Source organism: Prescottella sp. D32, assembly GCF_037287305.1.
GTDB lineage: Bacteria > Actinomycetota > Actinomycetes > Mycobacteriales > Mycobacteriaceae > Prescottella > Prescottella equi.
Window position 1 is genome coordinate 1,828,289 of sequence record NZ_JARBSW010000001.1, and the last position, 12,465, is coordinate 1,840,753.

The 12,465-nt window shown below is 70.7% G+C and carries 14 protein-coding genes; 5 read left to right on the forward strand and 9 right to left on the reverse strand.

All coding sequences use genetic code 11. The annotated features are described in order from the left end of the window. Nucleotides 1-69 precede the first annotated feature (69 nt). Nucleotides 70-528, reverse strand: coding sequence for a rhodanese-like domain-containing protein (locus PSS76_RS08425; RefSeq protein WP_013416668.1), 459 nt, complete (start codon nucleotides 526-528; stop codon nucleotides 70-72). A 156-nt stretch (nucleotides 529-684) separates the two neighbouring features. Here PSS76_RS08425 and PSS76_RS08430 point away from each other — a divergent pair, with 156 nt between their 5' ends. Both PSS76_RS08430 and bluB read left to right on the forward strand, forming a co-directional pair. After that, on the forward strand, nucleotides 685-1,758 hold the full coding sequence (locus PSS76_RS08430) for a CobW family GTP-binding protein (protein WP_337456105.1): 1,074 nt from the start codon (nucleotides 685-687) through the stop codon (nucleotides 1,756-1,758). Nucleotides 1,759-1,803: 45 nt separating this feature from the next. Further along, nucleotides 1,804-2,433: a 5,6-dimethylbenzimidazole synthase gene (gene bluB / locus PSS76_RS08435; protein WP_005518899.1), complete on the forward strand. Its 630-nt coding sequence runs from the start codon at nucleotides 1,804-1,806 to the stop codon at nucleotides 2,431-2,433. 16 nt (nucleotides 2,434-2,449) lie between these two features. Here bluB and PSS76_RS08440 read toward each other — a convergent pair whose 3' ends face one another. The 4 genes from PSS76_RS08440 to PSS76_RS08455 form a co-directional block, all read right to left on the reverse strand. Further along, nucleotides 2,450-3,952 carry a DEAD/DEAH box helicase gene (locus tag PSS76_RS08440; protein WP_005518900.1) on the reverse strand — a complete coding sequence of 501 codons (1,503 nt, stop codon included), beginning with the start codon at nucleotides 3,950-3,952 and terminating at the stop codon, nucleotides 2,450-2,452. Between the two features lie 234 nt (nucleotides 3,953-4,186). Then, the gene (locus PSS76_RS08445; RefSeq protein ID WP_084968577.1) at nucleotides 4,187-4,600 is read right to left on the reverse strand and encodes a molybdenum cofactor biosynthesis protein MoaE; all 414 of its coding nucleotides are present in this window, start codon (nucleotides 4,598-4,600) and stop codon (nucleotides 4,187-4,189) included. Next, a complete protein-coding gene (moaCB, locus tag PSS76_RS08450; protein ID WP_205316324.1) occupies nucleotides 4,593-5,588 on the reverse strand; it encodes a bifunctional molybdenum cofactor biosynthesis protein MoaC/MoaB in 996 nt (331 codons plus the stop codon). Before moaCB ends, PSS76_RS08445 begins: the two co-directional genes overlap by 8 nt. A gap of 14 nt (nucleotides 5,589-5,602) precedes the next feature. Further along, nucleotides 5,603-6,799, reverse strand: coding sequence for a molybdopterin molybdotransferase MoeA (locus tag PSS76_RS08455; RefSeq protein ID WP_205316297.1), 1,197 nt, complete (start codon nucleotides 6,797-6,799; stop codon nucleotides 5,603-5,605). A 63-nt stretch (nucleotides 6,800-6,862) separates the two neighbouring features. On the opposite strand from PSS76_RS08455, the gene moaA reads away from it, so the two are divergent. Further along, the gene (gene moaA / locus PSS76_RS08460; protein ID WP_013416663.1) at nucleotides 6,863-7,942 is read left to right on the forward strand and encodes a GTP 3',8-cyclase MoaA; all 1,080 of its coding nucleotides are present in this window, start codon (nucleotides 6,863-6,865) and stop codon (nucleotides 7,940-7,942) included. After that, entirely contained in the window at nucleotides 7,935-8,216 is a 282-nt protein-coding gene (locus PSS76_RS08465; RefSeq protein ID WP_022597005.1) for a MoaD/ThiS family protein, read from the forward strand. The genes moaA and PSS76_RS08465 overlap by 8 nt, the downstream gene beginning before the upstream one ends. A gap of 7 nt (nucleotides 8,217-8,223) precedes the next feature. Here the strand turns inward: PSS76_RS08465 and PSS76_RS08470 are convergent, their stop codons facing one another. Continuing rightward, entirely contained in the window at nucleotides 8,224-8,991 is a 768-nt protein-coding gene (locus PSS76_RS08470; RefSeq protein WP_037086167.1) for an SDR family oxidoreductase, read from the reverse strand. A 39-nt stretch (nucleotides 8,992-9,030) separates the two neighbouring features. Next, nucleotides 9,031-9,876, reverse strand: coding sequence for an NAD(+) synthase (gene nadE, locus PSS76_RS08475; protein WP_005518910.1), 846 nt, complete (start codon nucleotides 9,874-9,876; stop codon nucleotides 9,031-9,033). Between the two features lie 104 nt (nucleotides 9,877-9,980). Here nadE and PSS76_RS08480 point away from each other — a divergent pair, with 104 nt between their 5' ends. After that, complete coding sequence (locus PSS76_RS08480) at nucleotides 9,981-10,544, forward strand: nucleosidase (protein WP_022597003.1); 564 nt, start codon at nucleotides 9,981-9,983, stop codon at nucleotides 10,542-10,544. Here PSS76_RS08480 and PSS76_RS08485 read toward each other — a convergent pair. Both PSS76_RS08485 and PSS76_RS08490 read right to left on the reverse strand, forming a co-directional pair. Continuing rightward, complete coding sequence (locus PSS76_RS08485) at nucleotides 10,541-11,164, reverse strand: nucleotidyltransferase family protein (RefSeq protein ID WP_337456106.1); 624 nt, start codon at nucleotides 11,162-11,164, stop codon at nucleotides 10,541-10,543. The genes PSS76_RS08480 and PSS76_RS08485 overlap by 4 nt on opposite strands. Beyond that, on the reverse strand, nucleotides 11,161-12,363 hold the full coding sequence (locus PSS76_RS08490; RefSeq protein ID WP_013416658.1) for an MFS transporter: 1,203 nt from the start codon (nucleotides 12,361-12,363) through the stop codon (nucleotides 11,161-11,163). Before PSS76_RS08490 ends, PSS76_RS08485 begins: the two co-directional genes overlap by 4 nt. Nucleotides 12,364-12,465: the final 102 nt, after the last annotated feature.

Below are 12,465 nucleotides of genomic sequence, written 5' to 3' on the forward strand. Positions count from 1 at the left end.
CTGTCGTCCTCGTCTGACCGGGGCATTGTCGCACGCGATCGGTGTCCGCCGAAAACGGTGGGGGACGGATCAGGCTGCCGGAGGAAGCAATTCGCGCCCGTCGGCCATCCAAGCCATCATGCCGCCGTCGAGTTCGACCACGTCGGTGTAGCCGAGGTCGGCGAGATCCTGCACAGCGGTGGCGCTCATGTTGCCCGACATGCAGTACACCGCGATCGTGGTGCCGTGATCCGACGGCAGTGCCGCCGCCTCGGCGGCCAGGGCGTCGAACGGGATCGCACCGTCCGTTCCGGCGATCGTGCCCTCGTCGGGGACGTGCACGTTGAGGACGAATGTGTCGTCGGAAGCCGCGATGTCGGCGAACTCCCGGACGTCGACGAGTCGAGGAGAGGTAGCGGGCGCGTCGCCACCGTCGGTGCCGCACCCGGCGAGGAGCGTCGCACCTATACCTGCGCACGCCGCTGCTGCGGCCAGGCGGCCGGGAAACAGGCGTCCGGGGAACCGATTGCCGGGCAGAGTGCGGCGCATGTCCATAGCCTCCATCGCTCGAGTGCCGGGGCCGGCACTTTGGGGAAGAATACCCCGGGGGGTGTGTGGAGCCGTGGTCGGTTCACGCCCGCGTCTGCCCGGCCGGCGCACTAGTACGATGACCGGTTGGTGTCGTCGGTAACTGGGAGGGTCGGGGTGGCGAAGAAGCGGGCTCCACGGTCGATCCCTGTCGTGATCGTCGCCGGGTTCCTCGGATCGGGGAAGACGACCCTGCTCAACCATCTCCTGCACAACAACGGCGGCACCCGGATCGGCGTCATCGTCAACGACTTCGGCTCGGTCAACGTCGACGCGATGATGGTTGCCGGACAGGTCGATTCGATGATGGCGCTGAGCAACGGCTGCCTGTGCTGCGCGGTGGACGTCAGCGACATGGACGAGATGCTGAACAGGCTCGCGCATCGCCGGTCGGAGATCGACGTCATCGTCGTCGAGGCGAGCGGGCTCGCGGAACCCCGCAACATGATTCGGCTCGTGCTCGGCAGTGAGAACCCGTACATCGCGTACGGGGGCCTGGTGATGCTGGTGGACGGCGCCGAGTACCAGAGCAGCCGGCAGCGTCATCCGGAACTGGATCAGCACGTCGCGATCGCGGACCTGGTGGTCCTCAACAAGACCGACCGCATCGACGCCGACGCGCACGACGCGCTGCTCGCGGACGTATGCCGGATCAACCCCCGCGCCGCGGTGCTGTCCACCGTGCAGGGCAGAGTCGACCCGGGTCTGCTGTTCGATCGGACACCGCGCCCGACCGCCCGCCCCGGTCAGCAGTTGTCGTTCGACGACCTGCTCCTCGGTCTCGACGAGCCGTCGGAGCAGTGCGGTGAGTGCGGCGGGGATCACGATCCGCACATCCACGCGATGTACGACAGCGTCACGTTCACGTCCGATCTGCCGATGCACCCGCGTCGGTTGATCCGATTCCTCGAGAAGCAACCCGCCGGCGTCTACCGGATCAAGGGCTTCGTCTACTTCGGTGTGCCCGGATACCAGCAGAAATACCTGTTGCAGGTGGTGGGCGACCACATCCGGTTCACCCCGCAGCGCTGGGTGGCGGGGGAGGGCCGGCGCACCGAACTCGTCGTGATCGGGATGGACCTCGATCCGGACGCGGTGGATGCACTGCTCGACGCGTGCGTCGAACCCGAGGCCGACTACCTCGAGAGCGACACCATGATGGGCGTGCACCGGTACACCGTCGAAGTCTGACCCGACCGCGGGAGAGGCCGGTGGTGCGGCGGCTACCGTGGAGGCGTGACCGAATCTCTCGTTTCCGTGTACGAAGCCATCCGCCGACGCCGTGACGTCCGCGCCGAGTTCAGTGGCGAGCTGATCCCCGACGAGACGTTGCAGCGGGTGCTCGGTGCGGCGCACGCGGCCCCGAGCGTCGGCAACACCCAGCCGTGGGACTTCATCGTGGTCCGCAACCAGGACACGCTCGACACCTTCGCCGAGCACGTTGCCGGACGTCGCCGGGCGTTCGCCGACTCGCTACCGGAGGACCGGCGAAAGACGTTCGACCCCATCAAGATCGAGGGGATCCGGGAGAGCGGAACCGGCATCGTGGTCACGTACGACCCGTCCCGTGGCGGACAGAACATTCTGGGCCGACACACGATCGACGACACCGGCCTGTTCTCGGCGGTGCTCGCCATCCAGAACCTGTGGTTGGCGGCGGCCGCCGAGAACATCGGTGTCGGCTGGGTGTCGTTCTACGACGAGGAGTACCTCACGGACCTGCTGGGCATTCCCGCACCGGTCCGCCCCATCGCGTGGCTGTGCGTCGGCAAGGTGGACCAGTTCCAGGAGGTTCCGGATCTGGAACGCTTCGGCTGGCGGACGCGTCGGGACCTGTCCGACGCGATCCACTGGGAACGTTTCTGAGCGGGTAGCCGCGGTTTCAGCCGCGCCGGCGGCGCGAGCCGCCGCCCGCCGCCTGTCCGCCCCCGCCCGAACCCGAGGCGGAACCGCCGGTAGCGCCCGAGCGTCCACCAGAGCGTCGGCGTCCGCCGCCGCCCTGGCCGCCGGCGCCACCGGCACCCTCGGTGCGGGGACCGCGGCTGCGCCCACCCTGGCCGTTCTGGGCACCGCCGCCCCGTCGGCCGGAACGCTGACCCTGTCCCTGACGACGACCGTCGCCCGCGGGCTTGTCCGTCTTGGGCGCGGGCGCCACGTGCGGTGCCGGTTCGCCGACCAGCGTGACCACGTGCTCGGAGTCGGCCGTGACCTGCACCGGCGTCACCTTGATCGATGCCTTGCGCATCAGGGCCGAGAGGTCTTTGCGCTGTTCCGGCAGAACGATGGTCACGACGTCACCGGCACTTCCGGCACGCGCGGTGCGGCCCGAACGGTGCAGGTACGCCTTGTGTTCGGCCGGCGGATCGACGTGCACAACGAGCTCCACCTCGTCGACGTGCACACCGCGGGCTGCGACGTCCGTGGCGACCAGCACGCGGGCGGTGCCTTCCGAGAATGCGGCCAGATTCCGGTCGCGAGCGTTCTGCGACAGGTTGCCGTGCAGGTCCACCGACGGGATGCCCGACTCGGTCAGCTGGCGGGCGAGCTTGCGCGCCTGGTGCTTGGTGCGCATGAACAGGATGCGTCGGCCCTGCCCCGACGCCAGCTTGTGCACGAGCGCCTTCTTCGCCTCCACGCCGGCAACGTCGTACACGTGGTGGGTCATGGCGGCAACGGGCGAGTTCGCCTCGTCGACCGAGTGCAGCACCTCGTTCTGCAGGAAGCGCTTGACCAGCTTGTCGACACCGTTGTCGAGCGTCGCCGAGAACAGCAGGCGCTGCCCGCCGGAGGGCGTCGCGGTGAGGATGCGCGTGACGCCGGGCAGGAAGCCGAGGTCGGCCATGTGATCGGCCTCGTCGAGGATCGTCATCTCGACGGCGTCGAGTGTGACGAACCGCTGCTTCATCAGGTCTTCGAGGCGGCCCGGGCAGGCGACGACGATGTCGACGCCCGACTCGAGAGCCTTGACCTGACGGTGCTGCGAGACGCCGCCGAAGATCGTGGTGACGCGCAATCCCAGCGCGCCGGCGAGCGGCTCGAGCGTCGCGGTGATCTGCGTCGCGAGTTCGCGGGTGGGGGCCAGGACGAGACCGCGCGGCTTGCCGGGACGGCGCTTGCCGCCTGCGAGGCGTGCCGCGAGCGGGATCGAGAACGCGAGGGTCTTGCCGCTGCCCGTCTTGCCGCGGCCGAGAACGTCACGCCCGGCGAGCGTGTCGGGGAGAGTGTCGACCTGGATGGGGAACGGCGCGGTGATGCCGCCGTCCGCGAGGGCCGAGACGATCGGAGCGGGGACGCCGAGCGATTCGAAGGAGGCCGTGGCGGATTCGTCGGACGGGGTGGTGACGCTGGTGGACAAGTTCGTCGGTGCCTTTCGGGCATTCGTCATGCACGCCTACGGCCGGGGGATCCCGGTGCACGGCCTGCACAAGGTGGCGACATTGCCGGGAGGCAAGATCGATCGCCGCAAGAAATGCTTGTGCTGGTGCACGCGAGCAAATGCGCGGATCCGGCGCGAAGGAAGCGTTCTACGACGCTGGACGCCCGGCAAGCGGACGTCCAGTACCCGCAACCATACCGGGTTGCGGCGATCGAGGGGGTGTCGGGGCGATCACCCGGCGGGCTACAGGCCCACCCACTCGGACGTTCCGGTCGCGAACGTCTGACGCTTCCAGATCGGCACCTCCGCCTTGATCCGCTCCACCAGTTCGGCGCAAGCCGCGAATGCCTCGGCGCGGTGGGGCGCGGCCACCGCGGCGACCAGCGCCAGATCACCGATCACCAGCGATCCCACGCGGTGCGCGGCCGCGACCGGCAGACCTGTGCGTTCGGCGACCTCCTCGCAGCATCGGCGCAGGAAGCGTTCGGCGTCGGGGTGCGCCTGGTACTCGAGGGCGGACACCGAGCGCCCGCCGTCGTGGTCCCGGACGACGCCGGTGAATACCACGACCGCGCCGTGCTCCGGTCCGGCGACGGCCGCGTCCACGACGGCAGGGTCGAGGGGCTGCTCGGAGATGCGGGCGAACACGTCACTCATCGTGTGCACCTCCGCCCGCGATCTGGGCCAGCAGGTGTTCGAGGATCGGATCCAGCACCTCGAGGCCGTCCTTCACGCCGCCGGGCGAGCCCGGCAGGTTCACGATCAAGGTCCGGCCCGCGAGTCCGACGAGGCCGCGGCTGAGCGACGCGTGCGGTGTCACCTGCGTGCCGACCCGGCGCATCTCCTCGGCGACGCCCGGCAACTCCCGGTCGAGCACCGCACGGGTGGCTTCGGGGGTCGCGTCGGTGGGGGAGGCGCCGGTCCCGCCGGTGGTGAGGACGAGGGCCGGGGCGTCGGCGAGGGCGTCCGCGAGGCCGGCCGCGATGTCGGCGTCGGCGTACACGAGGGGACCGCGCACCGTGTACCCGCGGTCGGTGAGCCATTCGGCGATCGCCGGGCCCGTCGTATCGGGCCGGGTGCCGCGCGCACCGCCGGTGGAGGCCACCAGCACCGTCGCCGAATCGGGGCGCACCTCGGGCCGTCCCGGCGCCGGTGCGGCGGTGTCGCCGCCGCGCTCGTCGCGTCGCCAGCTCCCGCGCTTGCCGCCCTCCTTCGTCAGGAGCCGGACACCGTCGAGTCTCGCGGCCGGGTCCACTGCCTTGACCATGTCGTGCAGGGTGAGACCGGCAACCGCGACCGCGGTCAACGCTTCCATCTCGACCCCGGTGGGGCCCTTGGTCTTCGCGGTCGCCTCGATGGTGATGGACGAGTCGGTGAACCCGAACTCGACCTTCACCGACGACAGCGCCAGCTGGTGGCACAGCGGGATCAGCTCCGACGTCTTCTTCGCGCCCGAGATGCCGGCGATGCGTGCCGTCGACAGGACGTCGGCCTTCGGCATGTCGTCGGCGCGCACCAACGCGACCACCTCGGGTGTCGTCACGAGTTCGCCGGCGGCGACCGCGATCCGGGTCGTGTCCGCCTTCGCGCTCACATCCACCATCCGGGCACGGCCCTCGCCGTCGAGATGGCTCAGCTCGGTCATGTTCTGCTCGCTCACTACAGGGGCCACACCTTCACTCGGTCGCCCGCGGCGAGGGACACCGCGTCGGCTGGAACATCGATCAACACGTCGGCCCACGCGAGTGCCGCCACGAGATGGGACCCGGGACCGGACACCACCTCCACACCCGAGCCGGTGCGACGGCCGCGCAGGAACTGGCGTTTCCCGGCGACCGAGGTCACGGCGTGCGCGAGGGGCGCGTCCTCCCGCGGCACCTCGGGCAGCCCGGCGGCCCGGCGCAGCAGCGGGCGCACGAACACCTCGAAAGAAACCATCGTGCTCACCGGGTTACCCGGGAACGTCAGCACCGGAACCTCGTCGACCAGGGCCAGACCCTGCGGCCCGCCGGGTTGCATCGCCACCGGCCCGAAGCGGGCGCCCAGTTCGGCAAGTACGTCCTTGACGACCTCGTAGTCGCCCATCGAGACGCCGCCCGACGTGATCACGAGTTCGGCGCGGGCGATCGCGCGGCGCAGGCAGGTCCGGAAGACGTCCGGGTCGTCGCTGCTGCGGTCCGTCACCGACACCTCGGCGCCGTTCGCGCGCAGGCTCGCCGACAGTGCCGCGCCGTTGGAGTCGAAGATCTGCCCCGGCTCCGGGGCGGCACCCGCGTCCACCAATTCCGCCCCCGTCGTGATCACCGCGACGCGCGGCCGGGTGCGCACGGCCACCGCCGCCAGGCCCACCGCGGCCAGCACGCCGAGATGACGGGGTTCGAGCAGGGTTCCGGCGGAGAGCAGCAGCATGCCGGTGCGGACGTCGCTTCCGCGTTCGCGCACGAAATCGCCGACGGCGCGCGAACGGTGAACCGTGACCTTGCCGTCGGACACCTCGGTGTCCTCCACGGGGACAACGGCTTCCGTGCCCTCCGGGAGTACCGCCCCCGTCATGATCCGCACCGCGGTGCCCGGCACGTGCCGGGCCGGCTCGGCCGGGCCGGCCGGCACCGTCGCCACGATCGGCAGCGTCGCCGGGACGGTGGCGATCGACGCGGCGTCCACCGCGAAGCCGTCCATCTGGGAATTGCGGAACAGCGGCAGATCGACAGGGGAGCAGACGTCGTGGGACAGCACCCGACCGAGGGCGTCCGCCAGCCGGACGGTCTCGGTGGGCCGCGTGAGCATCGGCGCGAGGAGTTCGGCCACGTCGGCGGCATGGTCTTCGACGGATCGCGCACCCGGACGTTGTGCCATGAGAGCCAATCCTAGGCATCCGTCGTCGCGCCCGCGGGCGGTGACGGCGGCATACTGGGGGACATGGTGACAGCGGCGCGGACGGCGACAGCGGTGAACGTGGGAATCCCCACCGTGCGGTCGGCGGCGCCGTCGACGGACGGGCGACCTGACGTGCCCGAGCTGCTGGACGGTTTCGGGCGGGTCGCGCGGGACCTGCGGGTGTCGATCACCGAGAAGTGCTCGCTGCGGTGTACGTACTGCATGCCCGCAGAGGGGCTGCCCGCGATCCCGGCCCGAGACCTGCTCACCGCCGACGAGATCATCCGGCTTGTCGGAGTGGCGGTGCACCGCCTCGGGATCCGCGAGGTGCGGTTCACCGGTGGCGAACCGCTGATGCGCCGTGACCTCGAGGTGATCGTCGCCGGGTGCAGCGAGCTGGTACCCGGGATTCCGCTGTCGATGACGACCAATGCGGTCGGTCTCGAGCACCGCGCTGTCGGCCTCGCCCGCGCCGGACTCTCGCGCGTCAACGTCTCGCTGGACACGATCGACCGCCGGCACTTCGCTGAACTGACCCGACGCGACCGCCTCGAGTCGGTGCTGACGGGAATCCGCGCAGCACAGGATGCCGGACTCGCACCGCTCAAGATCAATGCGGTGCTGATGGCCGAAACGCTGGACGGTGCAGCCGATCTACTGCAGTGGTGCCTCGACGCGGGGTGTGCGCTACGTTTCATCGAGGAGATGCCGCTCGACGCGGACCACGAGTGGGCACGGGGGAACATGGTGGACGCGCAGACCCTGCTCGGGGTTCTCGGCGAGCGCTTCGACCTACAGGAGGTGGGGCGCGAGGATCCGTCCGCGCCCGCCGAGGAATGGCTCGTGAACGGGGGCCCGGCGACGGTCGGAATCATCGCGTCGGTCACCCGATCGTTCTGCGAGGAGTGCGACCGCACCAGGCTCACCGCGGAGGGGACCGTGCGTTCGTGCTTGTTCAGCGACCGCGAGGTGGACCTGCGGGACGCCCTGCGCTCCGGCGCCGACGACGAGACCCTGGCCGAGATGTGGCGGGCCGCGATGTGGGACAAGTGGGCCGGACACGGCATCAACGCGGCGGGTTTCGTCCCGCCGAGGCGGAGCATGGGAGCGATCGGTGGCTGAGACGGACTTCGGGACCCTCGAGACGGTGCGCACGGTGCAGGTGCGGTACTTCGCGGCGGCGGCGGAGGCCGCGGGCCGAACCGAGGAGACGCTGACGGTGCCCGTCGGCGCGGATCTGGCGCACCTGCGGGTGGTACTCGCCGAACGCTACGGCGAACAGATGGCGAAGGTCCTCGGGGTCGCCGCGTATCTCGTCGACTCCGAGCTCACGCGCGACCCGAGCAGCGGGGTGGGCGCGCAGGTGGACGTGCTCCCGCCGTTCGCGGGCGGCTGACCACCCGCTACTGCGCCGCCAACCACTGATCGAAGGTCACCGTCCCGAAGTGGTTGTCGGGCACCAGGTTCGAGCCGTTTCGCCAGAACGAGCCCATCGCGCCCGGCATCGGCAGGTCCGTCACCCGTCCGCGGGCACCCGTGGCCGCCTTCCACGCCTGCGCCATCTCGCGCATCGTGAGGATCTGCGGTCCCGCGACGACCACCGGATCGGCCGTCACCGACGGCGTCTGCGCGGCGTCGACGAGGGCGCGTGCGACGTCCGCGGTGTCGATCGACTGGAAGCGGGCACCGGTGAACGCCGGGATCAGGCCCAGCTTCGATGTGGGGGCGCACAGCATCGGCACGAACTCGTGGAACTGTGTCGCCCGCACCACCTGCGTCGGCAGCGGCGACGCCGCGTACCGCTGTTCCTGCTCGGTCTTGGCGCGGTAGTACCCGAACGTGCTGCGGTCGACGTTCACGATCGACAGCAGCACGGCGCGCGAGACCCCCGCCTCGCGTGCCGCCGACAGCAGATTCCCCGCCCCGGTCGTCAGGACCGGTCGAGTGCGGCGGGTCTTGCCGTCGGTCGTGTCGATGACGATGTCGACACCGTCGAGAGCCTGCGCGAGTCCGGCGCCCGTGAGCAGATCGCCCGCGGCCTGTTCGACGCCGGCTCCCAGTGCCCCGCCGCGGCGGCTCAGCACCCGAACCGTCTCCCCGCGCCGCACCAGTTCGGCCACCACCGACCGGCCCGCCACCCCGGTGCCGCCCGCCACCAGATACGTCGTCACCACCGCCCCCTGTCGTCCGCTCTCGGGCTCGGCCCTCCGTCAGTCCTCGCGCCACCACGTGTCGAGAGGCGTCACCGGCACCGTTCGCTTGTGGCGGGTGTTCAGATACATGCGTTCGAGCTCGAGGGCCACGTCGTCGGCGACGTCCCGGCCCTCGAGGAAGTCGTCGATCTGCTGGTAGGTGACGCCGAGCGCCACCTCGTCCGGCAGCGACGGCCGGTCGTCCTCCAGGTCGGCGGTGGGCACCTTCCGCCACGTCGAGTCCGGCGCGCCCATCTCCTGCAGGAGCGCGGCGCCTTGACGCTTGGTGAGTCCGGTGAGCGGGGTGAGGTCCGCGCCTCCGTCGCCGAACTTGGTGAAGAATCCGGTCAGCGCCTCCGCGGCATGGTCGGTGCCCACCACGAGGTAGCCGAGCTCACCCGCGATCGCGTACTGGATCATCATCCGCTCACGGGCTTTGATGTTGCCGCGCACGAAGTCCCGCAGCTGCCCACCGTCGCCGAGGATCTCGCGCAGCGCGCCCGACGCCTCGCCCGCTGTCGCGTCGGTACCGGGCTTGACGTTCACCGCGAGGGACCGGTCCGGCGCGATGAACTTCAACGCGACCTGGGCGTCCTCCTCGTCGACCTGCGCGCCGTACGGCAACCGGACGGCGACGAATTCGGCGGTGTGCCCCTCCGCACGCAGTTCCTCCGCCGCCAGTTGTGCCAGCCGGCCGGCGAGGGTGCTGTCCTGCCCGCCGCTGATACCGAGTACGAAACCCTTCGCCGGAGTGGAGAGCAGGTACTCCTTCATGAACTGCACCCGACTGCGGATCTGGGCCTCCGGATCGATCGTCGGCTCCACACCGAGTTCCGCGATGATCCGTGCACGCGAGATAGCCATGGCAGAACTGTAGCGAGCACGGGTCGGGTGTGCAGCCCTGCGAACCGGCACGGCAGGATGTGGCCCGACGTCACCGGCGGCGTCACGGAACTCGGGAGAGCCTGATGAGTAGCACCGGCATCCTCGTGGTGAGCGCCACGCGGGAGGAAGCGGCCCACGTGCCCGACGGCATCGACGTCGTCGTCACGGGGATCGGCAAGGTCGCGGCCGCCGTCGCCGTGACGCAGGCTCTCGCCGGCTATGCCCCGGACCGCCTGCCCCTGGTGGTCAACATCGGTACTGCCGGTGCGCTGCACGGCCATCACGCGGGGCTGTACGTGCCGTCGGCGGTGCTGAACCACGACATCAGCGCCGAGGTACTGCGCTCGTTGGGCCACCCGGTGCGCGACGCGATCGACCTCGCCGACGGAGATGGGACGGTCCTCGCGACGGGCGACACCTTCGTCTCCGACGCCGCGGTCCGCGACGCTCTCGCCGCGCGCGCCGACCTGGTCGACATGGAGGGGTTCGCGGTCGCGTTCGCGTGCGATCGGCTGGGCGCCCGCTGCCGGCTGGTCAAGCACGTGAGCGATCACGCGGACGACTCCGCGATGGACTGGCCCGCGCAGGTGGACGCCAGCGCACGCGTGCTCGCGGACTGGCTGACCCGGACGTTCGGACCGCGCTAACCGGGCTCGTCGGGACGGTCCCGGTCCCGGCCGGTGGACAGGTCGCCGCACGGGACGGCGGCCACCGCGGCGCGGTGCGTCCGCAGATACTCCCGCGCGCCCGCGTCGCCGGCGGCGCGGGCCGCGATCGGCCCCCAGTGTCGCCGCCCGAGGACGACGGGGTGCCCGGGCGTGACACCGAAGTACGCGCGGGCCATCCCGCTCGGTGTGCTCGTGGCGGCGTCGATGGTGCGGGCGACGACGTCGGGCCCGACGTCCGGCAGGTCGACGAGATGGACGGCGACGTAGTCCGCGTCCGAGTCCTCGGCGACCGCATCGAGTCCGGCGCGCAGCGACTCTCCCATGCCCTCGGCCCAGCGCGGTGCGTACACCGCCTCGGCCCCGGACGGAAGCGCGGCGCGTGCGGCCCCCAGCACGACGAGAACGCGCCCGCACCCGCCGGACCGCAGGGCGTGGACCGCCGCGCGGAGCCATTGGCCCTCGTGGGCAAGCACTTTCGGGTACCCGTAGCGACGCCCGGCTCCCGCGGCCAGCAGCAGTCCGACGACGTGGTCCGTCCGGGCTCCGGGGAGGGCGCCCTCGCCGGTCCCCGGCACCGCGGTGCCACCGCCGTCGCTCATCGGCCGACCGGCGAGACGTCGTCGCGGCGTGCGGGACGGGCGCGGGGAGCGGGTGCGGTCCTCGCGACCAGGACCGACGCGATCATCAGGACGGCGATCGCAGCGAAGCACGTCCCGTACCCGATCCGCGGCGCCAGGACGGAGACGAGGAACGGCAGCGCGAATCCCAGGTAGATCAGGCAGTAGTAGACCGCGACCGACTGTGCGAGTTCGTCTTCCGGCGCGAGTCGTTCGACCGCGACCAGGCCGGAGATCAGGAGCACTCCGTAGCACGAACCGAGCAGAAGCGCCGCCCCGAAGACCGCGACGACCGCGACGGCGCCGTCGGTGTGGACGACGACGCCGGCTGCACCGAGTCCCAGCACACCGAGTACCGCTCCCGCCGGTGCCCCCCACTCCTCACGGTGCTCCAGAAACCGCCGGGCCCACGGCTGGATCACCGCTCCGGTGATCATGGTGAGCGCCGCGATCGTTCCGGTGAACGCGATCGATACCGCACCCAGTGACTGCTCGACGCGTGGCGGGAGCGTCGCGAAGGCGATGGTCGCGGTGCCGAACACCCACGGTGTCCAGGGAACCACGCCCCGTAGGAAGGGCGCCTTCGACAGCGCCGTCACCCGGGTGGCCGCCGGAGCCGTTCGGACGGTACGTGTCTCGGGCACCGGCCACACCAGCGCCAGGGCAGCGATCATCAGCGCGATGTGGACAACGTACGGCGACACCTGAGGTGCGGGCAGCCACTGCGCCACCACGCCGGCGAACAACGCGCCGCATCCGAAGCCCGCCGACAGGGACACCGCGGCCCGGCGCGCGCCGGCGCCGACGGGCGCCCGGGCACTGAGTTCCTTCATCCATGCGGTGCCCGCACCGAACGCCATGCCGGACGCGACTCCGGCGAGCACCCGCCCGACGTAGAGCAGTTCGGGACTGAGTGGACCGAGCAGAAGGACGAGGGAGGAGACCACCGAGACGGGGATCATCGAGCGGATGACCACCCGGCGTCCCGCACGATCGGCGACGCGACCGAAGTACAGCAGCGCGGGAACGAGGCCGAGCACGTAGGCGCCGAGCATCGCGGTGAACGATCCGCTCGTGAGCCCCAGGTGCCGGCTGTAGACGAGCTGCATCGGTGCGAACTGGTTGGCTCCCCAGCTCACCGCGAACAGGGCGACGGCGAGACGCAACCACGGGGCAGGCATGGTCCGATCCTCGCAGAGGCGGGGAGGGGGTGGAGTATCAACTGTTCACAGCTCGGGTGTCGACTTGCTGTGGATCCTGGCCGTTTCGCACCGGTTTTCGGC